A 24,970-nucleotide genomic window follows, 5' to 3' on the forward strand; every position below is an offset into this window, starting at 1 on the left:
GGTTCTAGCGCTTCATCTGCTCTTTCAAGGCAGCAAGCTTGGCGAACGGCGAATCGGGATCGATCGGCTTGTCCTTTTCGCGGCGCGGCGGGCGCTGGTTCGCATGATCGTCCTTGTTGCGGTCGCGGCGCGGACCCTTGCCGCCTTTGCCGCCCTTTCCGCCTCTGTCGTTTCTGCCGAAACGCTCGCCATCGCCCCGGTTTTCACCGGCTTCGCCGCCGCCCTTGCGGCCGCCCTGCTGTCCGCGACCGCGGCCTTCGCCGCGCTGCTGGCCACGGCCGTGCTGGGGACGGGCGTTGCGCTCGTTGCGGCCGGCCTGACGCCACAGCAGAACCGGCTTGGCCTCTTCTTCCGGTTTGTCTTCCTCGGTCGCCTCGTCAGCTTCCTGGGCCGTCTCTTCCGGTTTTTCGGGGGCAGGCGCGGCGGCTTCGTCCGTGACCGGCTTTGCGGCCTCGGTCGACAGCGCTTCAGCCGTTTGCGCGTCGGTGGCTTCCGTCTCGGCTGCCGGCGCTTCATCGCTTGCAGAGGCCTCGGACGTGGCCGTTTCCTGGGCGACGGTTGAGGTTTCTTCGGTCTCGGTCGCGGGTTTTTCGGCTTCGGCAGGCTTGTCAGCGACGGCCTTCTTGGCGACGGTTTCCACCGTCACGCCGCTCGGGGCCTGGCGGGCGGCCTTTTCGGCGTCGCGCGCGGCCTGGATTTCGGCAAGCGTGGCCACCTCTTCTTCCGAGGCGATGTCAGCGCGATAACCGAGACCCTTCAGGATTTCCTCCATGTCGTCTGCGGTGGCGCCGAGGATCGACATCATCGCCGGCGTGGTGACGAAGCGGCGGCCGTCGAACGCGCCTTCCGGCCGGGGCGAGCCGCCTTCCGGCTTCCACTGCGTCAGCGGGCGGATCAGGTCGGCGAGGCGCTCGAGAATATCGATGCGCACGGCGCGCTTTCCGAGGAAACGGAAGCCGGCAAGCTTGTAGAATTCGCGCTCATAGGTCGGATCGGTGACGACCGAGGTGCGGCCGGCGGCCAGCACCGAGATCAGATCGCCATAGCCGGGCTTCTCAAGCCCGTCATTCTTCAGCGCCCACAGCAGCGTGATCATCTCCGCCGGAGCGGGCTTCAACAGCGCCGGCATGAACACGTGATAGGCGCCGAACCGCACACCGTAGCGGCGCAGCGAGGCGCGCGCATCCTGATCCAGCGACTTCACCTCATTGGCGACATCGCGGCGGAACAGCACGCCGTAGGCTTCGACAAGCTGGAAGGCGAGGCCGCGGGCAATGCCTTCGAGATCCTCGGCATTGGCGAGATCGTCGAGCGGCTTCAGCACGGTCTGGATCTGGTGGTTGACGTAGCGCTCGATACGGGCGGCGACATGATCGCGCGCCGGACCGGTCAACTGCTCGTCGGCCAGCACGATCACGCGCGGGCGCAGGACATTGTCGGAGGCGACAAGTCGCGCCACCGGATCGCCAAGCCAGCGCACGGTGCCCGACGCATCAAGCGCCAGGTCGCCATTGCCGGAAGCGTGCAGCCGCGCGGCGCGCGCCTCGAACTCCAGCGCGAGCGCTTTCAGCGCCGCCGCTTCGATCGCCTTGGCATCGGGACCCTCGGCCCCGGACACGGCTTTGAAACGGAAGCCCGCCAGTTCCCCCACATGATGTCCTTCCACGAAGACATCACCATTCACGCTCACTTCAGCTTCAAGCATCGCATTCTCTCTCAGGCGCTTCATCAGCACAGATGTCCTGCGGTCAACGAAGCGTTTCGTCAACCTCTCATGCAGCGCATCTGACAGCCGATCCTCGATTTTCCGTGTCTTTTCCTGCCAGTGTGTCGGATCGGCAAGCCATCCGGGCCGGTTGGAAACATAAGTCCATGTTCTGATCTGGGCAATGCGCGCCGACAGCGTATCGATTTCGCCATCGATCCGGTCGGCGTGTTTTACCTGATTTGCCAGAAAATCCTCGTCCACCGTGCCGTGCTGGACAAGGTCGAGATAGAGCGAGGCGATCAGCTCGGCATGCTGGGCGGGGGTGATCCGGCGATAATCCGGCAGCGCGCAGGCTTCCCACAGAAGCTCGATGCGGGCGCGGCGGTCGGCCTTGCCGGCAACGTCGGGGTTGCGCGCCAGAAACTCGAGCGCGCGCTGGTCGACCGCCGGCAGCGCCCGCGTCAGGCCCGGCACGCGCGGCACGTCGTCAAGGCTCGCCTTCAGGCTGTCGAGCGAGGTGAAATCGAGCGCCTTGGAGCGCCATTGCAGCACCCGCACGGGATCGAACTGGTGCGATTGCAGCCGTTCCACGAGTTCATCATCGAACGGCGCCACCCGGCTGGTCACGCCGAACGTGCCGTCGCGCATGTGGCGTCCGGCGCGGCCCGCGATCTGGCCGAGCTCTCCGGGATTGAGATTACGGTACTGATGGCCGTCGAACTTGCGGTCCTGGGCGAAGGCGACGTGGTCGACATCGAGATTGAGCCCCATGCCGATCGCGTCGGTCGCCACCAGATATTCGACGTCGCCATTCTGGTAGAGTTCCACCTGGGCGTTGCGGGTGCGCGGAGAAAGCGCGCCCAGCACCACGGCCGCCCCGCCGCGCTGGCGGCGGATCAGCTCGGCGATCGAATAAACTTCCTCGGTGGAAAAGGCGACGACGGCGGAGCGCCGCGGCAGGCGGGTGATCCGCTTCTGGCCGGCATAAAAAAGCTGCGACAGCCGGGGCCGCTCGACCACGGAAATGCCGGGAAGCAGTTTCTGCAGGATCGGCCGCATGGTCGCCGAGCCGAGAAGCAGCGTCTCCTCGCGTCCGCGCAAATGCAGAATGCGGTCGGTGAAGATGTGGCCGCGCTCCATGTCGCTGGCGAGCTGCACCTCGTCGATGGCGACGAAAGCGACATCGGCCTCGCGCGGCATGGCTTCCACGGTGCAGACGCTGAAACGCGCTTTCGGCGGGGCGATCTTCTCCTCGCCGGTGATCAGCGCGACATTGTTGACGCCGACGCGCTCGACGATGCGGGTATAGACCTCGCGCGCCAGAAGGCGCAACGGCAGGCCGATCACCCCGGAGGAATGCGCCACCATGCGCTCGATCGCGAAATGGGTCTTGCCGGTATTGGTCGGACCGAGCATCGCGGTCACGCCGCGCCCGCTCAAGATCATTGCTTCAGAATTCAATGTCCGGTCCCGAATGATGTGGTCAGGGCCAAATCCTCGCCCCCGACGGTCTTTGATATCCGCGCGGGCCGGCTCCATCGGCCCGCAGCGGTCGCTCGCCTATAGATGGCCTGCCGACCGCCGACAAGCAAGAGGGCCGCGCGATTTCGGCCGCGAAAAGGCCGTTTCGTTAAGTTTTGGAACAGATGCGAACGAATCACAGACGAATCGCTGACTCTGCTGTTTTCCCGGTTTGTTCACGGCTAGATGTTGCGGAAACGGACTGCGCGCGGTCCACATCTGGATTCGGATTTCTTGCGGGATCATAGCGAAAGGCCGGATTCGGCCATCGCGTTAACCATTTACCTCAACGCGGCAGAAGGCCCGCCTGGCGCAGATCATCGACACAGGAACGGCTGACGGGCAGGCGGTCGCCGGCGGTGGTCTCGACAAACACCTTGCCGTTCTCGCGCCGGACGGCGGAGACGGCGTCGAGCGCAACCCAGTGGGAGCGGTGGATTTGCAGGCCCGCTGTCGGCTCGGTCTCCTCGATCGCGTCCTTCAGCCGGATCAGCAGCAGGTGGCGGCCCGCGCTGGTGGTGACCTCGACATAATGATCGCTGACGCTGAGCGAGATCAGCGGTCCGCGCCGTTCGACCGGCAGGCGCGTTAGCAGTCGCGGCGGTTCGGGCCTTTGCGGCGTCTCCGCTTCCGCCGGCTTGTCGCGCGCAAGAAGCTCCATTGCCGCAACCGCGGCGGTGGCGATGATGAAGGCATGGGTCGCGGTCGCGGCAATCGCAGACGGCGCGAGCGCCGCAATGCCTTCGACCGCGATCGTGACCGGCAGCACGGCGATGGTGGCGGCAAGGCCCGCGACAAGGATGACGGCCACAAGCGCGTAATGGCGCGGCGTCCGGCGGGCTCTCAAGTGAAACCGCGTCCACTTTGCAAAGAAATGCGCCGCCCAATAGGTTAGAAACGTGGTTGCCGCCCAGAAGGCGAAGCGCCCGGCGAGCGAAAACGCCGATTGCGTATCGAAGGGGCCGGACCAGGCGAGCACGGCGGCGAGGATAAGAAGCAGGCCATGCACCCGCCAATTGGCGAGATCGCGCCGCATCTGGCGAAGCGTGAATTGCAGGCCGCTGTCATTCGCGAAGTTTTCGCGCAGTTCGTTCATTCCCTGTTTTCCCGATGGCTCGGAATGTTATGGCAGCGGTCGAGGTTATCGTTTCCCCAAGATGAAAGGAACAGCGGAAATGCTCATCGACATTATCACAGGCACGCCCCTTTACGTCTGGCTCATTCTGGCGCTGCTCGTCTATCGTGGCGTGAAGCGGCTTTATCCGCGCGATGTTCATCTGCGTGCGTTCGTGATCCTGCCGCTTCTGTTTCTGTTTCTCGCCGGTCACCGGCTGGCTACGCTTGACTACACCCATGCGGTGCTTGTCGGGCTCGTCGGCGGCCTGGTTGTCGGCGCGTTGCTGACGGTCATGCTGCGGCCGCAGGATCGGCTTTCCTATGCCGGCGGGAACCACGCCCATGTCGAGGGCGAATGGCACACGCTGGCGATGGTCCTGGCGCTGTTTGCAGCGCTATATGCGCAGAATGCCGGCCTCGCCGTAAACCCGGGTCTGGCCAACAACGTGCCGTTCATGCTCGCGGTCAACGCCGTCATCGGACTTGCCACGGGCTTTTCCACCGCTCGCGCCGCGGCCTATCTGCTCAAGGTAAAGAGGCTCGCAAAAGCCGGTGAAAGCGCTCCCCGTTAACTTTCAGGTCAAAGCCGGAACGAATCAGCGACGAATCGCTTACCCGTCGATCTTCCGGTTTTGTTCACCGCTAGATATGGTGCGGGAAGAATTTGTTAACCATATATTTCAAGCGGTTGGCGCGGGGGGACGCGTGCCGCCGTTAACCTTTTCCGCGCCGCCTTCGGAAGATGGGCCGGGAACAAAATTTTGCCCGACCGCGTTTAGGCTGCGAACATCTGAACGGAGAGGGCAATCACATGCTGGGCACCATTCTTCTCATTATTCTGATATTGCTGCTGATCGGCGCGCTGCCGCGTTGGGGTTATTCGACCAACTGGGGCTACGGGCCGTCCGGCGGTCTCGGCCTCGTGCTGCTGATCGTCATAATCCTGCTTCTGGCAGGCTATATCTGACAAAGACCAAAGATAATTGGAGACATGACCGCATGAAAAAGACCGTTCTCGCCATCGCAATCCTTCTTCCGCTTGCAGCATGCAGCACGCAGCAGCGCAACGCCACAATCGGTGGTGGCCTGGGCGTAGCGACCGGCGCCGCTGTGACGGGCAACACGACCGGTGCTGTTGCCGGCGGGCTTATCGGCGCTGGCGTCGGCGCTGCAACGGCCAACTGATCGCCAATGCGCCGGTCGGGCGAACCCCGGCCGGCGATCCTTACCGAAAGCGGCGCGCGCCTCGGGTTGTCGCGTCAAGATCGGCTCGCAGCATCCCCCGCTCGTCGATCCAGGCGTCGCTTCTTGCGACGCCTTTTCTTTTGCGCTCAGGCGCGTTCCACGCACATCGCAACGCCCATGCCGCCGCCGATGCAGAGCGTGGCGAGACCCTTTTTCGCACCGCGCCGGCGCATTTCGTAAAGCAGGGTCGTCAGCACCCGCGCGCCCGACGCGCCGATCGGATGGCCGAGCGCGATCGCCCCGCCATTGACATTGACCTTTTCCGGATCGAGCGCCAGTTCGCGCGCCACCACGCAGGCCTGCGCCGCGAACGCCTCGTTGGCCTCGATCAGGTCGAGATCGCCGATCTGCCACCCGGCTTTAGCGAGCGCTTTCTTGGAAGCGGGGATCGGGCCCGTGCCCATGACCTGCGGATCAACGCCGGCGGTCGCCCAGGACACGATCCGCGCCAGTGGCTCGATGCCGCGCCGTTCAGCGTTTGCCGCGTCCATCAGCACCAGCGCCGCCGCGCCGTCATTGATGCCGGAGGCATTGCCGGCGGTCACACTGCCGCCATCCATGAAGGCCGGGCGCAGGCGTTCCAGCGCTTGCGCCGTCATGCCCTCGCGGATGCCCTCGTCCTGATCGACCACCACCTCGGATTTGCGGCCGGCAACCGTGACCGGCACGATCTCGTCGGCGAAGCGGCCGGCGGCGCGGGCGGCCTCGGCGCGGTTTTGCGAGCGGGCGGCATAATCGTCCTGCACCGCCCGGGGCAGGCCCCAGCGCTCGGCGATGTTTTCCGCCGTCACGCCCATGTGATAGCCATAGAATGCGTCGACCAGCCCGTCCTTCAGCATGGTGTCCACCATGGCGGCGTCGCCCATCCTCGTTGCGCTGCGAAGATAGGCGCAATGCGGCGATAGCGACATCGATTCCTGGCCGCCCGCCACCACGATTTCGGCATCGCCGGCAAGGATCTGCTGCATGCCGAGCGCGACCGCCCTGAGCCCCGATCCGCAGAGCTGGTTGATGACGAAGGCGGTCTTCTCGGCCGGCATGCCGGCGGCCATCGCCGCCTGTCGGGCGGGGTTCTGGCCGGCGCCCGCCGTCAGCACCTGGCCGAGGATCGCCTCGTCGACTTCAGCCGGCGAAACGCCCGCGCGGGCAAGCGATTCGGCGATCGCCACGGCCCCCAGCTCATGGGCGGGCACGCTGGAAAGCGCGCCGCCCAGAACGCCGATCGGCGTGCGCGCCGCGCCTGCAATAACAATGGCCGAACCGGACATGTTTCTCTCTCCCCGTTTCATGATAGCGGCAATGTGCAGAAGCCGGTTTGCGAAGTCAAACGGGCCGCCGCCGCCGCTTTGCCGCGCAGGAAAGGCCCCGCCGCCGGCGTCGCTGCATTGCGACAAAATCATTGTACCGGGCCCGGTTTTGAGGTTACATCAAGGCGGGAAGAGGAAACAGATCGCGGGAGGAGGCACAATGCCCGTAAGCGACGGACCAACCATCATCAAGAAATACGCGAACCGCCGGCTCTACAATACCGGCACCAGCAGCTACGTCACGCTGGAAGACCTGGCCGACATGGTGAAAAGAGGAGAGGATTTCACCGTGAAGGACGCCAGGGCCGGCGACGACATCACCCACACCGTGCTGACCCAGATCATCTTCGAACAGGAGGCGAAGTCCGATCAGGCGATCCTGCCGGTTTCATTCCTGCGCGAGATCATCGGCTATTACGGCGACCAGATGCAGGCCATGCTGCCGGGCTTTCTCGACAACGCCATGAAGGCGTTTTCCGAGCAGCAGAGCCATATGCGCGAGCAGATGGACAAGGCGCTCTACGCCAATCCGCTGAAACGCGAATATTACCGCAAGGAAGAGGCCGCGCGTCAGGCGGGCCTCGGCGCCACCAGCTACCGCGCCGCGGCAGACGAGGAGGAGCTCGGCGGCCTGCACACTGCGGCGGCCGGCGATCTGGACGATCTCAGGCGTCAGTTGCGGGTGCTGCAGGACCGTATCGACAATATGTGAGCGACGCCGGGCGGAAACGCCCGGCATTCGACGCGCAACAGCAAAAAGCCGCCCCTTTGGGACGGCTTTTTCAATTCAGCGGAAAGGCTGCCGGATGGATCAGGCGCTTTCCTTCGGCGTCAGAACCTGGCGGCCGCGATACATACCGGTCTTCAGATCGATATGGTGCGGACGGCGCAGTTCGCCGGAATTCTTGTCTTCGACATAGGTCGGAGTCTTGAGAGCGTCTGCAGCACGGCGCATACCGCGCTTGGACGGGGTCGTTTTTCTTTTCGGTACAGCCATTGGACTACTCCACTTGAGGCGCAAGGCTCAATCGACGGCGGGTGAAACCACCGCAAGATCGTCCCTGGAATTCTTGAAATTTGGCGCGCTTATACAGGGCAAACCGGAGTTTGACCAGTCCCCCCGGCATTTTTTTGACTCTTGCGGCAACTGAACGGCAAGGGGGACGAAACCGGGCCTCAGACTTCGTCTTCGGGAACCACCCAACTTTCGGCAAGCGCGCCGTCGCGCCAGCGCTGGAAGGCCGGCACGCTTCTGATCGCGGTCATATAGGCGAGCGAGGTCGGATTGTCGGTGAGCTCATAGACCTCGAAGCGGTTGACCACCGGCGCATACATCGCATCGGCCGCCGAAAAGCTGCCGAACAGGAACGGCCCGCCCGAAGCCTCCAACGCGTCGGCCCACAGCGTTTCGATCCGGCGGACATCGGCTTTGACGGCGTCATCGACGGCAAGCGGCGCCGGCTTGCGGCCGAAATTCATCGGGCAGGCCCCGCGCAGCGCCCTGAAGCCCGCATGCATTTCCGCCGAGACCGCGCGCGCCGCCGCCCGCTCCACCCTGTCGGCTGGCCAGAGCTGGGCTTCGGGATAAAGCTCGGCGACATATTCGATGATCGCCAGCGATTCCCAGACCCGGAACTTGCCGTGATGCAGCACCGGCACCTGACCGACCGGCGAGACCTCGCGGAAGCGCGGATTGCCGGCGGGAAAATCAAACGGGATCAGCACTTCCTTGAACGGGATTCCGGCAGCCTCCATCGCCAGCCACGGGCGAAGCGACCAAGAGGAATACTTCTTGTTGCCGATATAAAGCGTCAGATCGCTCATGCTTCACCCTTCCGTTTGCGCGGGAGTTAACCGCATTTTCCCGCCCCGCGCCAACAACAATGTCGAATGTCAGTCATAAAGGCAGGTGATATAGGCGCCCGAGCGCCCGGCCAGCCGTTCCACCCTGGCGGCAAGGTTCAGCATGTGGCGGCTCGGGGCGGCGGCCTGGCGGCCCACCGGATCGGGCAGGGAGACGGCGAGCAGTGCGGCCTGCCGCGCCGTGAGGTCCGAAGCCGAGACGCCGAACTGTTCGCGCGCCGCCGCCTCGATGCCGAAGGTTTCCGGCCCCCATTGCGCGATGTTGAGATAGATCTCCATGATCCGCTTCTTGGGCCAGACGATATCGGCGGAGATCGCCAGCGGCAGTTCCAGCGCCTTGCGCAGATAGGAGCGGCTGTTCCAGAGATAGAGGTTCTTCACCGTCTGCATCGGTATCGTGCTCGCCCCGCGCACGGCCTTGCCGGCCAACGCATCCTCGACCACGGCCTTGTACTCGCCCCAGTCGATGCCGTCGTGATTGCAGAACTGCCCGTCCTCCGACATCATCACCGATTGCACCAGCACCGGCGCGATCTCATCGAACGGCACCCATTGCCGGTCGTAGCCGGTAAAAAGCCGGGCCATCATCGGCACCGAAACCGGATGGACGAAGGACGGCCGGTAGAGCGGCAGCAACAGATACGGCAAAAGCACGATCACGATGATTGCGATCACGCCATAGCGGATCAGGCGGCGAAACAGCGACCGGCGGGGAGCCTCATCCTCATCGTCTTCCGGCATGTCGTCGTCACGCATTGGTTCATTAGCTTTCGTGAAATCCGCCCCTTCCATAGCGTGATGCCGACGCCAAGAAAAGCCGTTGCCGTCCGTGCATGAGAGCGCGTCGCGAAACCGCTTGAACGCCGCGCGCCCCCATGCCAAGACATGGCCCCATGTCAGAGACCGAATTCACCACCCGCCTTGAAAGCGCCCGCAAGGACGTCGAAGCCTGCCTCGACCGACTGCTCGGCCCCGAACCGCTTGACGGCGAAACCGCGCGGCCGGAAACGCTGATGGCGGCGATCCGCCACGGCGTGCTGAACGGCGGCAAGCGCTTCCGCCCGTTTCTGGTGATCGAGACAACGCGGCTTCTTGGCGGGCCGGCAGATGCGGCGCTCAGGGTGGCCGCGGCGCTGGAATGCATCCACTGCTATTCGCTGATCCATGACGATCTGCCGGCCATGGATGACGACGATTTGCGCCGGGGGCGACCGACGGTGCACAAGGCCTTTGACGAGGCCGCCGCGATCCTCGCCGGCGACAGCCTGCTGACGCTCGCCTTCGATATCATCGCCGATGACGCGACCGGGCTTGAGCCCGCAGCCCGTCTTGCCCTTGTCAGCGCGTTGTCGCGGGCGGCGGGCATTGGCGGCATGGCGGGCGGTCAGGCGCTCGATCTGGCGGCCGAGAAGACCCCTCCGGACGAGGCCGGCATCGTCACCCTGCAGGCGATGAAGACCGGGGCGCTGATCCGTTTTGGAGCGGAGGCCGGCGCAATCATTGCCGGCGCGGGAGCGGGCGAGCGCGCCCGGCTTGCCCGGTTCGGCGCGGCGATCGGCCTTGCCTTCCAGCTTGCCGACGATCTTCTCGATCTGAGAGCCGATGCCGAGACCATGGGCAAGGCAACCGGCAAGGATGCCGGGCGCGGCAAGGGCACGCTGGTATCGCTCCACGGCACGGACTGGGCTGAGCGCAGGCTGTCGGAACTGGTCGAAGAGGCCGAGGCCCTGCTTGCCCCGTTCGGCGCGCGGGCGGCAACGCTGATCGCCGCCGCCCGCTTCGTGGCGTCCCGTCAGAACTAAGGTTTCCGCGTATCGGATGAAGGCCGCGCTTAGTCGCTGCCGATGACGCGGTTGCGGCCAGCTTCCTTGGCTTCGTAGAGGCGCTGGTCGGCCTCGGCGATGAAGCGATCGAGCGTGTCGCGGTCGCCGGGAATGGCGGAATAAAATCCTATACTCACCGTCAGCGGCTGGACGTAATCGTCATGGCGCACCGGGCTCGCCTCCACCTTGGCGCGCAAATCCTCGATGAAAGCGCGGATTTCCTCCGGTCCGCCCGCGATGTGATAGGCGATGAACTCCTCTCCGCCGTAACGCGCGACCATGTCGTCGGCCCTCTGGAAGTGGGACCGGAAGACTGCGGCGAGATGTTCCAGACAGGCATCGCCGAAGACGTGGCCCAGCCGGTCGTTGATCGGCTTGAAATGGTCGACGTCGAGCATGGTGAGGGTAAAACGCTCGCCGTCGCGCCTGCATTGTTCAAAGGCAATTTCGGCGCGCGCGATGAAATGGGTCCGGTTGTAGAGCCCGGTCAAGCCATCGGTGATGGAGGACTGTTGCAGCAGGTCATTGGCCGTGTTCAGCGCCCTGTTGAGCAGCCGCAGCTTGCGCACCCAGTAGAGGAAGACGAGGAACACAATGGCGATCAGGGCCGCGGTTGCGAACAACAGGCGATAATCGATCGTGCGCTTGAACGGCGCGAGCTTCTGTCGGTTGAGAATCCGGTCGACCTCGGCGGGGTCGAGCGTAGCGATCAGTTTTTCGAAAATGCCGCCGAGCATGGGCTCAGCCGCCGTCGTGGCTGCGACCACCTGGACGTTCTCGGAGATTCGGCCGGAGATCTTGATGTCGTTGGTGTTCCTGGCGGCGATCAGATAGACGAGCGTGTCGAGCGGGCCGACGACCGCGTCCAGTTCGCCGCCCAGCACGGCATCGAGCCCGGCGCCTTCACTGTCCAGCGCCACGATCGCGACATCGGGATAGCGCGCCTTCAACATCGTCAGCGGCGCATGGCGCGACACCACCCCGACACGCTGTCCTTCAAGGTCGCGCATGCTTTCGACGAAGGGCGCCTGCAGCGGGCTTGCCACGGCAAGCGCCATTTCGAGATAGGAGGGCGTCAGATCGTAGTCGCTTCCGGCGAAATCGGCATTGGCGACGAATGGCAGCACGTCGCAACCGGCAAGGGCGGCCTCACGCTCGCTGTCGGAGGTGAGCGGCACCGGCTGAATCTGCCAGGAAAACTCGCCGTTCTCACCCAGAAGCGCAAGGATATCGGCAATCGCTCCGGTGAAATCGCCGTCGCGTTCGATCATCGTATAAGGCGGCGATCGCGGATCGACGCAGACCCTGAGCGGCCCTCTGTCGTGCAGATAATCGCGTTCGTCTTCGTCGAGCACGGCGCGGCGGCGATCGATCCCGGCCAGCGGCGGACCGAGCCAGCGGTTTTCCATCTCCTGCCAACGCGCGAGCGGGATGGAGGCGAGCGAACGGTCGATGATGCTTTCGAGATAGGGATATTTCGGCGAGACGCCGAAGCGCAGATCCTCGCGCTCGACCCCGTCCATCAGGAACTCGCCGCCGATCTGGATATTGATCAGCCCGTCGCGGCGGATAATGGAATTGCCATTGCTCAGCGACGCGATGGCGGCGTCGATCTCGCCGTCGGCCAGCGCGTGGATCAGCGCTTCCTGGCCATCGAACTGGCGCACGTCGTCAAACCGCGCCGAAACAGCATCGGCGTAATAGATGTCGCGGCCAATCCCGATCCGCTTGCCGTCGAGATCGGCGATGTCGCGATAGGGCCCGAAGCCGGAGCGCACGAACACCGCATTGGGGATGCGGTGATATTCCTCGGAAAACAGCGTGAATTCGCTGCGCTCCTCGGTGCGGGAGATATTGGTGATAATATCGAGGTCGCCGGATTTGAAGCGCTGCAGCAATTTCGCCCAGTTGTCATAGACCGGCTCGAACGAGAGGCCCGTGCTGGCGCTGATATACTGGGCAAGATCGACGGCAAGGCCCTGGCCGCGACCGTTCTCGAGATAGCTGAAGGGCTGGTAATCGATGATGAAGCCGATCGAGAGCGTCGGCGCTTCCTCGATGAAGGCCTGCTCCTCCGGCAGCAGCCGCAGCAGGCCGCCATTGCTGGTGCGCCCCGTGCGGTAGCTCAGCCAGCGGTCGGTGATCTCGTCCAGGGTTTCGGGCGGCAGCGCCAGCACGGCCTTCTGCAGGATCGACGACAGGAGCGCGGCATCGCCGGCCTGAGCGAGGACGCCGAGGCGGAAGTCTTCCAGTGACACCGCTGTCAACGGCAGCGCGCCGGCGGCCGCCACATTGGTGAAACCGTTCTCGCGGATGAAGAAATTCCCGGTCAGCTCGGCGGCGAGCGCGCCGTCCACCCAGCCGAAGGCGACCGCCGCCATCAGATCGCGATAGGTCGCATATTCCTGGAGCTGGAATCCTGCATCCTTGAGCGCGTTGGCATAGTAAATGTCGCGGATCACGCCGATCCGCCGCGCTTTCAACGCCTCCGTGTCGGCGAGATCGCCGAGCGGGCGGTCGACGTTTTCGAACAATATCGTGCGACGCAGGTGGTAGGGTTCGGTGAAGAGAATGAACGGGTCCCGCTCCTCGGTGAAGGAGATGTCGGCGATCACGTCCAGCCCGTCCTGGCGGAACTGGCCGTAGATTTCCGGCCACGAGCCCAGCCGGACCGCGAAATCGAGGCCGGTCATTCCGGAGATCGCGTCCAGCACGTCCACCGACCAGCCCATGATCTTGCCATTGAGGTAGAAGGAATAGGGCTCGTTGTCGGCCACGAGCCCGATGGTCGCCACGGGGTGAGCGGCGATATAGGCCCGCTCCTCATCGGTCAGGTCGACCGGTTCGGCCGCAAGCGGACTGGCGGCAAGGGAGATGATCAGCAGAATGAAGGCGAAGACCGGTTTGGTCATCTTCTGGAAAAAACGGCCGGCCGATTGCCGGGCGTCGCTCAAACAGATTTCATCCATGCCGCCTTCTCAATTCATGCCTCGCCGTTTCCCTTCGACATCAAATAGCACAGAACCGGCCCGGATCGATATTCCTGCTGACGCATGGCTCCTGCAATTCATGGCGTTGTGGCGGTTCTCTTTTGCGATCATTCGTGTTTGCATGCGCCGGATACCCGATTCTTTGGCGGGGTTGTGGAGAATGACATGGACTGTATCTTGCTGGGCGTGCCGGTCGAGTGTGGCTCGGGGCGCAAGGGCTGCAATATGGGGCCCAACGGGCTCAGAGCCGCGGGACTTCCCGAGGCGCTGAGGGAACTCGGCCATACCGTGCGCGATCTCGGCGATCTGAGCCCCGCGCCCCGGCGCGCGGTGTCCCATCAAAATACCGCGCTGAAGGCGCTGGCCGAGACCGTCTCCTGGCTCGATGCGCTGGACGACAAGGCGTTCGAGATTTCCGCAGATGGCCTGCCGATCTTCATGGGGGGCGATCATGTGATGGCGGCGGCAAGCGTTGCCGGTCTTTCACGTCGGGCGCAGGAAGAGGGCCGACCGCTTTTCGTGCTTTGGCTCGATGCCCATACGGATTTCCACACGCTCGATACCACCGACAGCGGCAATCTGCACGGCACGCCGGCCGCCTATTTCACCGGCCAGCCGGGTTTCGAGGGTGTGTTTCCGCCGCTCGCCGCGCCGGTCGATCCGAAAAACGTCTGCATGATCGGCATCCGCAGCGTCGATCCGGCCGAACGCGCGACGATCCGCAATGCGGGCGTTACGGTGCATGATATGCGCGCCATCGACGAGAACGGCATTGCCGGGCTGCTGACGGCATTCCTGGAAAAAGTCGAGGCCGAAAACGGCATGCTGCATGTCAGCTTCGACGTCGATTTCCTCGACCCGACGGTCGCGCCGGGGGTCGGCACCACCGTGCCGGGCGGGGCAACCTTCCGCGAGGCGCATCTGGTGATGGAAATACTGCATGACAGCGGTCTCGTGACCAGCCTCGATCTGGTCGAGCTCAATCCGTTTCTCGATGAACGCGGCAAGGCGGCGATCCTGATGACCGAACTGACCGCCAGCCTGTTCGGCAGGCGCGTCATGGACCGCCCGACCCGCAGCTACGGCTGAGGCCGTCCGCAGCACAAAGGCCAAGCCGGTCGCCCCGCCTCAGCCGCTGCCGATGATCATGCCGGCCGCCAGCACCAGGCCGCCGCCGAGCACGACCTGGAAGGCGGCGCGCATGAACGGGGTTTCCATATATTTGTTCTGGATGAAGGCGATCGCCCAGAGTTCGAAGAACACGACGACAATGGCGATGATCGTCGCGGTCCAGAAGTCCGGAATCAGATAGGGCAGCGCGTGGCCGAGCCCGCCAAGCATGGTCATCACGCCGGAGGCGAAGCCGCGCTTGATCGGCGAGCCGCGGCCGGAGAGCTTGCCGTCGTCATGGGCCGCCTCGGTGAAGCCCATGGAAATGCCGGCGCCGACGGCGGCGGAGAGACCGATCAGGAAGGTCTGCCAGGTGTCCTGCGTGGCGAAGGCGGCGGCGAAGATCGGGGCAAGCGTCGAGACCGAGCCGTCCATCAGCCCGGCGAGGCCCGGCTGCACCCAGGTCAGCAGGAACTGGCGGTGTTCCTTGGCGGCCTCTTCGTCGCGCACGTCTTCCGGCGCGTGTTTTTCGGTCAGCGTCTCGGCGAGTTCCTCATGCGCCTCCTCGGCGATGGCGAGATCGCCGAGCAGCTTGCGGGTGTCGGCATCCGAAACCTCGTTCATGGCGGCGCGGTAGAAACGCTGGGCCTGCTCCTCCATCAGCACCGCCTGACGGCGAATCTTCTCCAGCGACAGCGTCTTCATCAGCCAGTCGGGGCGGCGCTCGAGGAAGCCGCGCACATGCTCGCGCCGGACCAGCGGTATGTCATCGCCGAAGCGGCGCTTGAACATGTCGATCAGCATGCGCCGGTGACTGTCCTCAACCTCGGCCATGTCATCGAAAATCCGGGCGCTGTCGGGATATTCGCCGCGCAGATGGGCGGCATAGGCCTTGTAGATGCGCGCATCGTCCTCCTCGGAGGAGATCGCAAGCGCCAGCATTTCGGCTTCGCTCAGGGACGAGAAGTCGCGCTTGGCGCGACCAAAAAGGGGCAGGACCATGGGACTGATTCCGGTTTTAGTTTAGAATAATTCTAAATCTAAATTCGCCGAAGGTCAAATGTGGAATCAGGTTTTCCTGCCAAGGAGCCCCGCAACGAAATCGGGCACGACGGTCGCGGCCGATCCGACGCGACATTCGCCGAAGAGGCTGTTGCCGGTGGCGGCGAGATTGATTTCCACGGCATGTGCGCCGGCAGACGTCGCCGCCGCCACGAAGCCGGCGGCGGGATAGACCGTGCCGGAGGTTCCGATCGCCACGAACAGGGCCGCGTTTTCCAGCGCGACCTCGATCGCGTCCATATCGTAGGGCATCTCGCCGAACCAGACGATATCGGGGCGCAGCGACGGGCGGCTGCAGCTTGAGCAGAAACAGTCCCGATCGAGATCGCCCTCCCAGTGCTGGTGACTGCCGCATTCGTAGCAAAGCGCGGAATCGAGCCGGCCATGCATGTGCAGCATCCGCTTCGAGCCGGCCCGTTCATGCAGGTCGTCGACATTCTGGGTAATCAGCAGGAAATCGCCATCCCAGGCGTTTTCCAGCGCGGCAAGCGCGTTATGGGCGGCATTGGGAGACGCCTTGGCAGCCTCGCGGCGGCGCATATTGTAGAAATCATACACCAGATCGGGATTTCTGTGAAAGCCTTCGGGGGTCGCGACATCCTCGATGCTGTGCCCCTCCCAGAGCCCGCCCTGATCGCGGAATGTCGCAAGGCCCGATTCCGCCGAAATGCCGGCGCCGGTCAGGACAACGATCGGGGAGGAGGTGTCAATCTTCATGTGTCACGCCTTCTCGGGCCCCGGGCGCGCCTCGCCCGAGGTTGATGTCAACGCAACGAGGCGACCGGCAGATCGGTTCCGGTTTCGACCTTGACCCAGCGACCGCTATCGAAGGAGGCCTGACGCTTGAGGAAGGTATAGGGCGTATCCGACCAGGCGAGCACGTCGTCGTTCAGATTGTCGAGGATGAAATCGCCATCATTGGTGCGCAGCGTCAGCACCGCGTGGCCCTCGCCATTGGGCTTGCGGACCACGGTGATGAGAAGATCGGAGGCGGCGATGCCGGCTTGCATCAGGCGGCGGCGCTTTTCCAGCACGAAGTCCTCGCAATCGCCGGCGCCGCTCACGGGATAGGCCCAGACTTCCTCGCGGCCGTAAAGCTCCTCATCGGTCATCGGCTCGATTTCGGCATTGACGGCGGCGTTGATCGAAACCACCGTCTTCCAGCCGAAATTCGTCAGCCGGGCGGCGACCGTGCTTGCATTGTGGGGCGCGCAATCGCGGCGGTGCTGCTCGCAGAACTCGAAATGGCCGATCGGCTGGGAGGTGACCCCGCCAACCGGCATCGCCGATGCGGCAAGCGCCGGCGTCGAAAAGCCGAGGCCCATAATGGCGCAGAAAGCCGAGATGATCAGTCTATCCAAACGAGGCACGCTATACCCATCCGCCCTTGAATTCTTAACAAAGAGTTAAGGAGAAATAGGGCGGTGAGTCAATCAGCGTAGGGGGCCGGCGGACCGAGATCTTAAGAAATGGTTAACCGGCGCGGTGTTCGGCAGCCGTCTCCAGAAGGCCGGAAAGCGCGGTCAGCATGCGGGCAATGTCCTCAGGCCGCGAAAGCCGGTGGTCGCCATCCTGCACCAGTGTCAGCACGACATCGTCGGCCGGCAAATGCGACATCAGCTTCAGCGCGTGCTTATAGGGCACGTCCGGGTCCTGCTTGCCCTGGATGATGTGCACCGGGCAACCGGTCTCGATGATGCCGGTCAGCACCATATTGCGTCGTCCGTCATCGAGAAGGGCCGCGGTATAGATGGTCGGTTCCGGCCCGTAGATCGACTGTTCCTCGAAATAGCCGTTCTCGGCCAGCGCCTTGCACTGGGCGTCCGTCAGGTCCGGCTCGATCAGCTCGCTGGTGAAGTCGGGCGCGGGCGCGAGCAGCAGAAGCCCGTCGATCGCCGGCGCGCCGGCTTTGCCCTTCAGCTCCTGCACCGCGCGAAGCGCCAGCCAGCCGCCCATGGACGAGCCGATGATGATGACCCGTTCGGGCGCGGCATGGGCGATGGCCTTGAGCGCATCGGCGAGCCAGCGGGAAATGGTGCCGTCCTTGAACGCGCCCTCGCTCTCGCCGTGGCCTGTATAGTCGAAGCGCAGCATGGAAAGCCCGTTTTCGCCGGCATAGGCGTCGAGCGCTTCCGCCTTGGAGCCCAGCATGTCGGAGCCGTAGCCGGAGAACCAGACGAGGGTGGGCGCGTCGTCCCGTCCCTTGCGAAGGCGCATGGCGATCTTGAGCGGCCCGTCGCCGTGGTCGATTTCGGTATAGGTCAGCTGGCTCTCGTCGTTCATCGTGCTCTCCATCCTGGTCCCGGGCGCCACCGCGACCCTCAAAACGCCTGCAAATGCGCGCTTTTGGCGATCGGCAGGTGATTTTCTTTTTCCGCTGTGTTATTGACACATCGGCTGTAACAACCATTTGTGTCCAACACGTGCAAGTTTTTGTGCAGTTGGCGCTTACGCAGCCGAATTTCAACAAGTCGTCGAATTTCAACAATTTGAGGAGACAACGACCATTCGCAGACCCCATAGAGCCGCTCCCCCGACCAAAGAAGGTCCCCGCGCCAACCGTGACATCCGCATTCGCGAAGTCCAGTTGATTACCGAGGACGGGGAGAACCAGGGCGTCGTACTGACTGAAGATGCGTTGAGAATGGCTGAGGAAGCCGGGCTTGATCTCGTCGAGATCGCCCCCAACTCGACGCCGCCCGTTTGCAAGATTCTCGATCTGGGCAAGCTGAAATACGCCAACCAGAAGCGCGCCGCCGAGGCACGCAAGAAGCAGAAGATCGTCGAAGTCAAAGAAATCAAGATGCGTCCCAACATCGACACCCATGACTATCAGGTGAAGATGAAGGCGATGAACAAGTTCTTCGAGGAAGGCGACAAGGTGAAGGTCACGCTTCGCTTCCGCGGGCGCGAAATGGCGCACCAGGAACTGGGTATGAAGCTTCTGTCCCAGGTCAAGGAAGACACCGCCGAAATCGCCAAGGTGGAAGCCGAGCCGAAGCTCGAGGGCCGTCAGATGCTGATGGTGCTTGCGCCGAAATAAGCTTTTCGCTGTCGACGAATGATGACGGACCGTCCGGGAATTCCGCCCGCGACGGTCGCTGTCTTTTTGTCGCGACGGAGAGGTTGCACAATAAGGGCAAAGCGCGTATACACGCGCCGTCCGAGCGGGCCGGCAGGGCATGCCGTGTCCGCTCCAAATGCGAAGCCGGGGTTCGTCTCCCGGCGCAATCAATAAAACGGAGTAGCAAAATGCCCAAGATGAAGACGAAATCGTCGGTCAAGAAGCGGTTCAAGGTTACCGCGACCGGCAAGGTGAAGTCGGCAGCCGCCGGCAAGCGCCATGGAATGATCAAGCGTTCCAACAAGTTTATCCGTGATGCGCGCGGCACGATGGTTCTGTCCGATCCGGACGCGAAAATCGTCAAGCAGTTCATGCCTTACAGCAAGTAACGCCCGTAAACACTGCACACAGATAGATTTAAGGAGATCATGATATGGCTCGCGTAAAACGTGGCGTTACCGCACACGCCAAGCACAAGAAGGTCATCAAGAAAGCCAAGGGCTTTTATGGCCGTCGCAAGAACACCATCCGCACGGCCAAGGCCGCTGTCGACAAGTCCATGCAGTACGCCTATCGCGACCGCAAGGTGAACAAGCGCAATTTCCGCGCTCTGTGGGTCCAGCGCATCAACGCCGCCGTGCGTGAACACGGCCTGACCTATGGCCGCTTCATCGACGGTCTGAACAAGGCCGGCATCGAAGTCGACCGCAAGGTTCTGTCCGACATGGCGATCCATGAGCCGGAAGCATTTGCAGCGCTTGTTGCCGCTGCGAAGAAGGGCCTGGAGTACCTCAAGAAGGAAGGTACCGCCAACGAGTTTGAAAGCGCTGTAGCTTAAGCCAGCGCTTCCCGACCTATACGACATTTGGGAAACCCGCGCTGGCAGGACCAGTGCGGGTTTTTCGCATTCAGACGATCACAATTACGGACCGTTATCGGTCCAGGCGGCAGCAGGAAGACGAGAACATGTCCGATCTTGATGATCTGAAGACAAAGCTGATGGACGAGATCGCGGCGGCCTCCGACGAGGCGGCGATCGAGACGGTGCGCGTCAACGCCATCGGCAAGAAGGGCTCGGTGTCGGAGCTTCTGAAGACGCTCGGCAAGATGGACCCGGAGGAGCGCAAGACCCGGGGTGCTGCCATCAACGCGTTGAAGACCGAGGTTTCTGACGCGATTGCTGCCCGCAAGGCCGAACTGAAGGATGCCGCGATCGCTGCCCGGCTTGCCGCCGAGACGGTGGACGTGACCCTGCCGGTGCGCCCCTCGCCCTCGCTTTCCGGCCGCATTCACCCCGTAAGCCAGGTGATCGACGAAATCACCGCCATTTTTGGCGACATGGGCTTTTCGATTGCCGAGGGGCCGGAGATCGAGACCGACTACTACAATTTCACCGCGCTGAATTTCCCGGAAGGCCATCCGGCCCGCGAGATGCACGACACGTTCTTCTTCAATCCGGACGAAAACGGCGAGCGCAAGGTGCTTCGAACCCACACCTCGCCGGTGCAGATCCGCTCGATGGAGAGCCAGGAGCCGCCGATCCGCATCGTCGCGCCCGGCAAGACCTACCGTCAGGACAGCGACGCTACCCACTCGCCGATGTTCCATCAGCTTGAAGGTCTCGTCATCGACAAGACCACCCATGTCGGCCATCTGCGCTGGACGCTGGAGGAATTCTGCAAGGCGTTCTTCGAGGTCGACAGCGTGACGATGCGCTTCCGCCCGTCCTTCTTCCCGTTCACCGAACCGTCCTTCGAGGTCGACATCCAGTGCGACCGCTCCGGCGACCAGGTGAAGTTCGGAACCGGCACCGACTGGATGGAAATTCTCGGCTGCGGCATGGTGCACCCGAACGTGCTGCGTCATTGCGGCCTCGACCCGGATGTCTATCAGGGCTTTGCCTGGGGCATGGGTCTCGACCGCATCGCCATGCTGAAATACGGCATGCCCGATCTCCGCGACTTCTTCGCCGCAGACGAGCGCTGGACCGCGCATTACGGCTTCCGCCCGCTGGATATCCCGACGCTGTTCGGTGGGTTGTCGTCATGACGGAACTTCCGGAACGCTACAGGGATGCCGTCCAGTTCGCGTTCGGCGATACGCCGGCGCTGAAGGACGAGCTTCTGGCGCTGGTGCTTGCCGGCAAGAAGAAGGCGACCTGCACCGCGCTCAGGGATGTGAAGGACGCGCAGGAGCCGATGCCCGAGGTCGGCCGCCGCGACGTGGTGCTCGACGGCGCCGACAAGCCCGCTGCCGTCATCGAGACGACCGAGGTGACGGTGCGCCGGTTTGACGAGGTCGACGAGGATTTCGCACGGGACGAGGGCGAGGGCGACCTGTCGCTCGAATACTGGCGCGAAGGCCATGAGGCCTATTTCGCCCGCAATGGCGGCTTCGAGCCGGACATGGAGCTGATCTGCGAGCGGTTCCGGCTGGTGGAGACGCTGGGTGAATACAAGCGCGGGGCGGAGTCGTGAGGAAGGGATGCCGACGCTCCTGATCTGGCATGGCTACAAGTTTCGGTTTTATGCTCTCGATCAGGGCGAGCCGGCGTATGTTCATGTCGTGAAGGATGGCAAGTCGCTTAAGGTCTGGCTGGAGACAATGGCCGTTGCCCGTAACATTGGGTACAATGAACGCGAGATCGAAAGGCTACGGGCGGTCATCGCCGAACACCAAAACGAGTGGATCGGAGTGTGGAATGACTTCTTTGGAATTTGAGACCGAGGCAATGCGTCCCGTGAAGGCATGGTGCACGAATGGTGAGGTTCATGTGACCCTCGCCGACGGCCGCACCATATCCGCCCCTCTCTGGTGGTATCCGTTTCTGAACGGGCTTGACGCGGATGGACTGAACGATATCGAGCTCATGTATGAGGGTATCTGGTGGACGCGGGTCGATGAGGGGATTTCGGTGAAGAGTATGTTTCTTGGGCAGAAAATGCCGGGAGCCAAGGAACCGGAAGGGGTGGCGTAGGAATGCGATGCCCACGGTTCTTCGAAAATACGGAATTCGTTTCCACTTCTACGGTTCGGACATGGGCGAGCTGCCCCACATTCATGCGTCCGGTCAGGGAGGCAAGGCCAAGGTCTGGCTCCATTCCGGCGAGATGGCGGAATGCAAAGGCTTCAATACCGTCGATGTGAAGCGTATTCTGTCCGTGGTTGAAGAACACAAGGTCGAGTTTTTGGAGGCATGGGATGACTTCTTCGGATCCATATCCTGAACATGAGCGACCGGTCGCAGCATGGTGCGATCCGGCCCACGTTCATGTGCGCCTTGCTGATGATCGCGAAGTGGTGACGCCGCTCTGGTGGTATCCCCGCCTTCTGGCCGCAAGCCCGGCCGAGCGGAACAATGTCGAGCTGATGCTGGATGGCGTTCACTGGCCGGATGTGGATGAAGACCTGTCCGTTCGCGGGATGCTGAGTGGGTGGAAGTATCCGAACGCGGTTGAGCCGAGGGAAGTGGCCTGATGAAATACCACTTGCGTCATGCTCGGGCTTGACCCGAGCATCCAATCACCTCCGAGGCGAGCGGAGGTTGCGGGTCTGGCGCAAACGCCTGGATCCTCGGGTCAAGCCCGAGGATGACGCCCAGAGTGGGGTGAGGTCAGGGAATGAACCGGCCGAGCAACCGTCCGGTAGCGATGTTGTGAGCATATGAGCCTGGGGATGGTCCGGGCGGAATAACAGGAAGACGACAATGAAATTCACACTGTCCTGGTTGAAGGACCATCTGGAGACCGAGGCCTCGCTTGCGGAGATCTGCGAGCGGCTGACGACGATCGGGCTTGAGGTTGAAGACGTCGACGACAAGGCGGCCTACCGGCCGTTCACCATCGCCAAGGTCATCGAGGCGAAGCAGCATCCCGATGCCGACCGGCTGCGGGTGCTGACGGTTGACGGCGGGCCGGCGGTCAATGGCGGCAAGCCGCTTCAGATCGTCTGCGGCGCGCCGAATGCGCGTACCGGGCTTGTGGGTGCGCTGGCGCTTCCGGGGACCTATGTGCCGGGCATCGATGTCACGCTGTCAGTCGGCAAGATCCGCGGCGTCGAAAGCCACGGCATGATGTGCTCGGAAAAAGAGCTCGACATGTCGGACAATCACGATGGCATTATCGACCTGCCGGAGGATGCGCCGGTGGGCGCAAGTTTCGCAGAATATGCCGGGCTCGACGATCCGGTCATCGAGATCAATCTGACGCCGAACCGCCCGGATTGCACCAGCATTTTCGGCATCGCTCGCGATCTGGCCGCTTCCGGCCTCGGCACGCTGAAGACGCGGCCCGCGCCGTCGTTCAAAACCGAGGGTGAAACCCCGGTCGGCCTCAAACTCGATTTCACGGCGGAAGACAGGCATCTCTGCCCCGGCTTCGCGCTGCGTCTGGTGCGCGGCGTCAGGAACGGGCCGAGCCCGAAATGGATGCAGCAGCGCCTGATCGCGATCGGTCTTCGCCCCATCAACGCGCTGGTCGACATCACCAACTACATGACCTTCGATCAGGGCCGGCCGATGCATGTCTTCGACGCCGCCAAGGTCAAGGGCGGGCTCGTGGTGCGCCGTGCGAAGGCGGGGGAGACGCTGCTGGCGCTTGATGAGCGTGACTATGAATTGAATCATGACAATGTCGTGATCGCCGATGACAATGGCGTCGAATCGATCGGCGGCGTCATGGGCGGCGAGCATTCCGGCTGCGACGAGAACACCACCGACGTGCTGATCGAATCGGCGCTGTGGGATCCGATGAACATCGCCCGCACGGGCCGCGACCTCGGCATCATCACCGATGCCCGCTATCGCTTCGAGCGCGGCGTCGATCCGGAATATATGGTGCCGGGGCTGGAGCGCACCACCGAACTGGTGCTGGAGCTGTGCGGCGGCACGGCTGCGGAAAAGAAGGTCGAGGGCTATGAAGGCTACACCGCGAAGGTGATCGACTATCCGTTCTCCGAGGTGAAGCGCCTGAGCGGGCTCGATGTCTCGCCGCGCGAGAGCAGCGATATCCTGACCCGCCTTGGTTTCACCGTCGATGGCGCGGGCGAGCGCGTGTTCGTCACGGTGCCGTCATGGCGGCCGGATATCGAGGGCAAGGCCGATCTGGTGGAAGAGGTCATGCGCATCCATGGCGTCGACAACATCAGACCGGAGCCGTTGCCGTCCGCTGGCGCTGTCAACGAAAAGATCCTGACCCCGCTGCAGATCCGCTCGCGCGCCGCGCGCCGCGAGCTGGCCGCGCGCGGCATGCTGGAGGCGGTCACCTGGTCGTTCATTCCGGAAGATCAGGCGAGGCTTTTCGGCGGCGGCGCGCCTTCGCTGAAGCTCTCGAACCCGATTGCCGCCGACATGTCCGACATGCGGCCCTCACTGTTGCCGGGCCTGCTTTCCGCCGCCCGCCGCAATGCCGCGATTGGCCATGGCGATGTCGCCCTGTTCGAGGTCGCCGCCACCTATGAGAACGACGCGCCGGAAGGCCAGCGCCGGGTCGCGGGCGGCATCCGCCGCGGCACGGCCACGCTTTCGGGCTCCGGCCGGATGTGGTCGAATGCCGAAACGGGCGCCGGTCGCGCGGTCGGCGTGTTCGACGCCAAGGCCGATGCGCTGGCCGTGATCGAGGCCTGCGGCGTGCCGATGGGCAATGTCCAGATCGTTGCCGGCGGGCCGGACTGGTACCATCCCGGCCGTTCCGGCACCATCAAGATGGGACCGAAGATCGTGCTCGGCCATTTTGGCGAATTTCATCCGAAGGCACTGGAAGCGCTGGACGTCTCGGGCAAGCTGGCCGGCTTCGAGATATTCATCGACGCTATGCCGGAGCCGAAGAAGAAGGCGACCCGCACCAAGCCGGCGCTGACGCTGTCGCCGTTCCAGACGGTCACCCGCGACTTCGCCTTCGTGGTCGACCGCACGGTGGAGGCCGGCGCGATCGAGCGCGCGGCGGCCGGCGCCGACCGCAAGCTGATCACCGGCGTCACCGTCTTCGATATTTTCGAGGGCGCATCGCTGGGCGAGGGCAAGAAGTCTGTCGCCATCGAAGTCGCGATCCAGCCGGCCGAGCGCACGTTGACGGATGAGGATTTCGAGGCGCTGACGAAAAAGATCGTCGCCAATGTCGGAAAATCGACGGGCGGCGTGATCCGGGCGTAAGAGGCTGAAATCA

General features: G+C 63.4%; 27 protein-coding genes. 16 read left to right on the forward strand and 11 right to left on the reverse strand.

Annotated elements, in window-relative coordinates:
* Positions 1-4 precede the first annotated feature (4 nt).
* Together K7H91_RS09920 and K7H91_RS09925 are read right to left on the reverse strand one after the other, a co-directional pair.
* A complete protein-coding gene (locus tag K7H91_RS09920; RefSeq protein WP_230720136.1) occupies positions 5-3,154 on the reverse strand; it encodes a helicase-related protein in 3,150 nt (1,049 codons plus the stop codon).
* A gap of 361 nt (positions 3,155-3,515) precedes the next feature.
* On the reverse strand, positions 3,516-4,325 hold the full coding sequence (locus K7H91_RS09925) for a LytTR family DNA-binding domain-containing protein (RefSeq protein ID WP_230720072.1): 810 nt from the start codon (positions 4,323-4,325) through the stop codon (positions 3,516-3,518).
* Positions 4,326-4,404: 79 nt separating this feature from the next.
* Between K7H91_RS09925 and K7H91_RS09930 the strand changes: the two genes are divergently transcribed.
* The 3 genes from K7H91_RS09930 to K7H91_RS09940 all read left to right on the forward strand — a co-directional run bounded on the left by K7H91_RS09930 (position 4,405) and on the right by K7H91_RS09940 (position 5,530).
* A complete protein-coding gene (locus K7H91_RS09930; RefSeq protein WP_230720073.1) occupies positions 4,405-4,917 on the forward strand; it encodes a DUF6622 family protein in 513 nt (170 codons plus the stop codon).
* Between the two features lie 239 nt (positions 4,918-5,156).
* A complete protein-coding gene (locus K7H91_RS09935) occupies positions 5,157-5,312 on the forward strand; it encodes a DUF3309 family protein (RefSeq protein ID WP_018067473.1) in 156 nt (51 codons plus the stop codon).
* 32 nt (positions 5,313-5,344) lie between these two features.
* Positions 5,345-5,530 carry a hypothetical protein gene (locus K7H91_RS09940; RefSeq protein ID WP_230720074.1) on the forward strand — a complete coding sequence of 62 codons (186 nt, stop codon included), beginning with the start codon at positions 5,345-5,347 and terminating at the stop codon, positions 5,528-5,530.
* A 146-nt stretch (positions 5,531-5,676) separates the two neighbouring features.
* Here the strand turns inward: K7H91_RS09940 and K7H91_RS09945 are convergent, their stop codons facing one another.
* Positions 5,677-6,858, reverse strand: a complete 1,182-nt coding sequence (locus K7H91_RS09945; protein WP_230720075.1) for an acetyl-CoA C-acetyltransferase — start codon at positions 6,856-6,858, stop codon at positions 5,677-5,679.
* Positions 6,859-7,057: 199 nt separating this feature from the next.
* Between K7H91_RS09945 and phaR the strand changes: the two genes are divergently transcribed.
* Positions 7,058-7,609 (forward strand): polyhydroxyalkanoate synthesis repressor PhaR, encoded by a 552-nt coding sequence (phaR, locus tag K7H91_RS09950; RefSeq protein WP_230720076.1) that lies wholly within the window; start codon positions 7,058-7,060, stop codon positions 7,607-7,609.
* Between the two features lie 99 nt (positions 7,610-7,708).
* Here the strand turns inward: phaR and rpmF are convergent, their stop codons facing one another.
* The 3 genes from rpmF to K7H91_RS09965 all read right to left on the reverse strand — a co-directional run bounded on the left by rpmF (position 7,709) and on the right by K7H91_RS09965 (position 9,516).
* The gene (rpmF, locus tag K7H91_RS09955) at positions 7,709-7,894 is read right to left on the reverse strand and encodes a 50S ribosomal protein L32 (RefSeq protein WP_230720077.1); all 186 of its coding nucleotides are present in this window, start codon (positions 7,892-7,894) and stop codon (positions 7,709-7,711) included.
* Between the two features lie 179 nt (positions 7,895-8,073).
* The gene (locus K7H91_RS09960; protein ID WP_230720078.1) at positions 8,074-8,721 is read right to left on the reverse strand and encodes a glutathione S-transferase family protein; all 648 of its coding nucleotides are present in this window, start codon (positions 8,719-8,721) and stop codon (positions 8,074-8,076) included.
* A gap of 69 nt (positions 8,722-8,790) precedes the next feature.
* Complete coding sequence (locus K7H91_RS09965; protein WP_230720079.1) at positions 8,791-9,516, reverse strand: biosynthetic peptidoglycan transglycosylase; 726 nt, start codon at positions 9,514-9,516, stop codon at positions 8,791-8,793.
* A 137-nt stretch (positions 9,517-9,653) separates the two neighbouring features.
* On the opposite strand from K7H91_RS09965, the gene K7H91_RS09970 reads away from it, so the two are divergent.
* Positions 9,654-10,562 (forward strand): polyprenyl synthetase family protein, encoded by a 909-nt coding sequence (locus K7H91_RS09970; RefSeq protein WP_230720080.1) that lies wholly within the window; start codon positions 9,654-9,656, stop codon positions 10,560-10,562.
* A 29-nt stretch (positions 10,563-10,591) separates the two neighbouring features.
* Here the strand turns inward: K7H91_RS09970 and K7H91_RS09975 are convergent, their stop codons facing one another.
* Entirely contained in the window at positions 10,592-13,552 is a 2,961-nt protein-coding gene (locus K7H91_RS09975) for a diguanylate cyclase (protein ID WP_230720081.1), read from the reverse strand.
* A gap of 186 nt (positions 13,553-13,738) precedes the next feature.
* On the opposite strand from K7H91_RS09975, the gene rocF reads away from it, so the two are divergent.
* A complete protein-coding gene (gene rocF / locus K7H91_RS09980; protein WP_230720082.1) occupies positions 13,739-14,662 on the forward strand; it encodes an arginase in 924 nt (307 codons plus the stop codon).
* Between the two features lie 39 nt (positions 14,663-14,701).
* Here rocF and mbfA read toward each other — a convergent pair whose 3' ends face one another.
* The 4 genes from mbfA to K7H91_RS10000 all read right to left on the reverse strand — a co-directional run bounded on the left by mbfA (position 14,702) and on the right by K7H91_RS10000 (position 18,028).
* The gene (mbfA, locus tag K7H91_RS09985; RefSeq protein ID WP_230720083.1) at positions 14,702-15,685 is read right to left on the reverse strand and encodes an iron exporter MbfA; all 984 of its coding nucleotides are present in this window, start codon (positions 15,683-15,685) and stop codon (positions 14,702-14,704) included.
* A 66-nt stretch (positions 15,686-15,751) separates the two neighbouring features.
* Positions 15,752-16,462 (reverse strand): NAD-dependent deacylase, encoded by a 711-nt coding sequence (locus K7H91_RS09990; RefSeq protein ID WP_230720084.1) that lies wholly within the window; start codon positions 16,460-16,462, stop codon positions 15,752-15,754.
* Between the two features lie 47 nt (positions 16,463-16,509).
* Positions 16,510-17,070: a transglutaminase-like cysteine peptidase gene (locus tag K7H91_RS09995; RefSeq protein ID WP_230720137.1), complete on the reverse strand. Its 561-nt coding sequence runs from the start codon at positions 17,068-17,070 to the stop codon at positions 16,510-16,512.
* Positions 17,071-17,218: 148 nt separating this feature from the next.
* Positions 17,219-18,028 carry an alpha/beta hydrolase gene (locus tag K7H91_RS10000; protein WP_230720085.1) on the reverse strand — a complete coding sequence of 270 codons (810 nt, stop codon included), beginning with the start codon at positions 18,026-18,028 and terminating at the stop codon, positions 17,219-17,221.
* 223 nt (positions 18,029-18,251) lie between these two features.
* Here K7H91_RS10000 and infC point away from each other — a divergent pair, with 223 nt between their 5' ends.
* The 10 genes from infC (at position 18,252) to pheT (ending at position 24,957) form a co-directional block, all read left to right on the forward strand.
* Positions 18,252-18,788 (forward strand): translation initiation factor IF-3, encoded by a 537-nt coding sequence (infC, locus tag K7H91_RS10005; protein WP_230720138.1) that lies wholly within the window; start codon positions 18,252-18,254, stop codon positions 18,786-18,788.
* Between the two features lie 209 nt (positions 18,789-18,997).
* A complete protein-coding gene (gene rpmI, locus K7H91_RS10010) occupies positions 18,998-19,198 on the forward strand; it encodes a 50S ribosomal protein L35 (protein ID WP_230720086.1) in 201 nt (66 codons plus the stop codon).
* 44 nt (positions 19,199-19,242) lie between these two features.
* The gene (gene rplT / locus K7H91_RS10015; protein WP_230720087.1) at positions 19,243-19,647 is read left to right on the forward strand and encodes a 50S ribosomal protein L20; all 405 of its coding nucleotides are present in this window, start codon (positions 19,243-19,245) and stop codon (positions 19,645-19,647) included.
* Positions 19,648-19,775: 128 nt separating this feature from the next.
* Positions 19,776-20,858: a phenylalanine--tRNA ligase subunit alpha gene (pheS, locus tag K7H91_RS10020; RefSeq protein ID WP_230720088.1), complete on the forward strand. Its 1,083-nt coding sequence runs from the start codon at positions 19,776-19,778 to the stop codon at positions 20,856-20,858.
* Positions 20,855-21,286 (forward strand): ASCH domain-containing protein, encoded by a 432-nt coding sequence (locus K7H91_RS10025; RefSeq protein ID WP_230720089.1) that lies wholly within the window; start codon positions 20,855-20,857, stop codon positions 21,284-21,286. Before pheS ends, K7H91_RS10025 begins: the two co-directional genes overlap by 4 nt.
* Positions 21,287-21,293: 7 nt before the next feature.
* Positions 21,294-21,530 carry a DUF4160 domain-containing protein gene (locus K7H91_RS10030; protein ID WP_230720090.1) on the forward strand — a complete coding sequence of 79 codons (237 nt, stop codon included), beginning with the start codon at positions 21,294-21,296 and terminating at the stop codon, positions 21,528-21,530.
* Positions 21,511-21,786 (forward strand): DUF2442 domain-containing protein, encoded by a 276-nt coding sequence (locus K7H91_RS10035; RefSeq protein ID WP_230720091.1) that lies wholly within the window; start codon positions 21,511-21,513, stop codon positions 21,784-21,786. Before K7H91_RS10030 ends, K7H91_RS10035 begins: the two co-directional genes overlap by 20 nt.
* Before the next feature lie 7 nt (positions 21,787-21,793).
* Positions 21,794-22,036 (forward strand): DUF4160 domain-containing protein, encoded by a 243-nt coding sequence (locus K7H91_RS10040; protein ID WP_230720092.1) that lies wholly within the window; start codon positions 21,794-21,796, stop codon positions 22,034-22,036.
* Complete coding sequence (locus K7H91_RS10045; protein WP_200335658.1) at positions 22,011-22,286, forward strand: DUF2442 domain-containing protein; 276 nt, start codon at positions 22,011-22,013, stop codon at positions 22,284-22,286. Before K7H91_RS10040 ends, K7H91_RS10045 begins: the two co-directional genes overlap by 26 nt.
* A gap of 229 nt (positions 22,287-22,515) precedes the next feature.
* On the forward strand, positions 22,516-24,957 hold the full coding sequence (gene pheT / locus K7H91_RS10050) for a phenylalanine--tRNA ligase subunit beta (protein ID WP_230720093.1): 2,442 nt from the start codon (positions 22,516-22,518) through the stop codon (positions 24,955-24,957).
* Positions 24,958-24,970 lie beyond the last annotated feature (13 nt).

The sequence above is a fragment of the Martelella mediterranea genome (assembly GCF_021021415.1).
Classification (GTDB): domain Bacteria; phylum Pseudomonadota; class Alphaproteobacteria; order Rhizobiales; family Rhizobiaceae; genus Martelella; species Martelella mediterranea_C.

Bases quoted from the DNA above. Each gene is read 5' to 3' on its own strand.
- K7H91_RS09920 (WP_230720136.1), bottom strand. From the start codon at position 3,154: ATGATCTTGAGCGGGCGCGGCGTGACCGCGATGCTCGGTCCGACCAAT.
- K7H91_RS09925 (WP_230720072.1), bottom strand. From the start codon at position 4,325: ATGAACGAACTGCGCGAAAACTTCGCGAATGACAGCGGCCTGCAATTC.
- K7H91_RS09930 (WP_230720073.1), top strand. From the start codon at position 4,405: ATGCTCATCGACATTATCACAGGCACGCCCCTTTACGTCTGGCTCATT.
- K7H91_RS09935 (WP_018067473.1), top strand. From the start codon at position 5,157: ATGCTGGGCACCATTCTTCTCATTATTCTGATATTGCTGCTGATCGGC.
- K7H91_RS09940 (WP_230720074.1), top strand. From the start codon at position 5,345: ATGAAAAAGACCGTTCTCGCCATCGCAATCCTTCTTCCGCTTGCAGCA.
- K7H91_RS09945 (WP_230720075.1), bottom strand. From the start codon at position 6,858: ATGTCCGGTTCGGCCATTGTTATTGCAGGCGCGGCGCGCACGCCGATC.
- phaR (WP_230720076.1), top strand. From the start codon at position 7,058: ATGCCCGTAAGCGACGGACCAACCATCATCAAGAAATACGCGAACCGC.
- rpmF (WP_230720077.1), bottom strand. From the start codon at position 7,894: ATGGCTGTACCGAAAAGAAAAACGACCCCGTCCAAGCGCGGTATGCGC.
- K7H91_RS09960 (WP_230720078.1), bottom strand. From the start codon at position 8,721: ATGAGCGATCTGACGCTTTATATCGGCAACAAGAAGTATTCCTCTTGG.
- K7H91_RS09965 (WP_230720079.1), bottom strand. From the start codon at position 9,516: ATGCGTGACGACGACATGCCGGAAGACGATGAGGATGAGGCTCCCCGC.
- K7H91_RS09970 (WP_230720080.1), top strand. From the start codon at position 9,654: ATGTCAGAGACCGAATTCACCACCCGCCTTGAAAGCGCCCGCAAGGAC.
- K7H91_RS09975 (WP_230720081.1), bottom strand. From the start codon at position 13,552: ATGGATGAAATCTGTTTGAGCGACGCCCGGCAATCGGCCGGCCGTTTT.
- rocF (WP_230720082.1), top strand. From the start codon at position 13,739: ATGGACTGTATCTTGCTGGGCGTGCCGGTCGAGTGTGGCTCGGGGCGC.
- mbfA (WP_230720083.1), bottom strand. From the start codon at position 15,685: ATGGTCCTGCCCCTTTTTGGTCGCGCCAAGCGCGACTTCTCGTCCCTG.
- K7H91_RS09990 (WP_230720084.1), bottom strand. From the start codon at position 16,462: ATGAAGATTGACACCTCCTCCCCGATCGTTGTCCTGACCGGCGCCGGC.
- K7H91_RS09995 (WP_230720137.1), bottom strand. From the start codon at position 17,070: ATGGGCCTCGGCTTTTCGACGCCGGCGCTTGCCGCATCGGCGATGCCG.
- K7H91_RS10000 (WP_230720085.1), bottom strand. From the start codon at position 18,028: ATGAACGACGAGAGCCAGCTGACCTATACCGAAATCGACCACGGCGAC.
- rpmI (WP_230720086.1), top strand. From the start codon at position 18,998: ATGCCCAAGATGAAGACGAAATCGTCGGTCAAGAAGCGGTTCAAGGTT.
- rplT (WP_230720087.1), top strand. From the start codon at position 19,243: ATGGCTCGCGTAAAACGTGGCGTTACCGCACACGCCAAGCACAAGAAG.
- pheS (WP_230720088.1), top strand. From the start codon at position 19,776: ATGTCCGATCTTGATGATCTGAAGACAAAGCTGATGGACGAGATCGCG.
- K7H91_RS10025 (WP_230720089.1), top strand. From the start codon at position 20,855: ATGACGGAACTTCCGGAACGCTACAGGGATGCCGTCCAGTTCGCGTTC.
- K7H91_RS10030 (WP_230720090.1), top strand. From the start codon at position 21,294: ATGCCGACGCTCCTGATCTGGCATGGCTACAAGTTTCGGTTTTATGCT.
- K7H91_RS10035 (WP_230720091.1), top strand. From the start codon at position 21,511: ATGACTTCTTTGGAATTTGAGACCGAGGCAATGCGTCCCGTGAAGGCA.
- K7H91_RS10040 (WP_230720092.1), top strand. From the start codon at position 21,794: ATGCCCACGGTTCTTCGAAAATACGGAATTCGTTTCCACTTCTACGGT.
- K7H91_RS10045 (WP_200335658.1), top strand. From the start codon at position 22,011: ATGACTTCTTCGGATCCATATCCTGAACATGAGCGACCGGTCGCAGCA.
- pheT (WP_230720093.1), top strand. From the start codon at position 22,516: ATGAAATTCACACTGTCCTGGTTGAAGGACCATCTGGAGACCGAGGCC.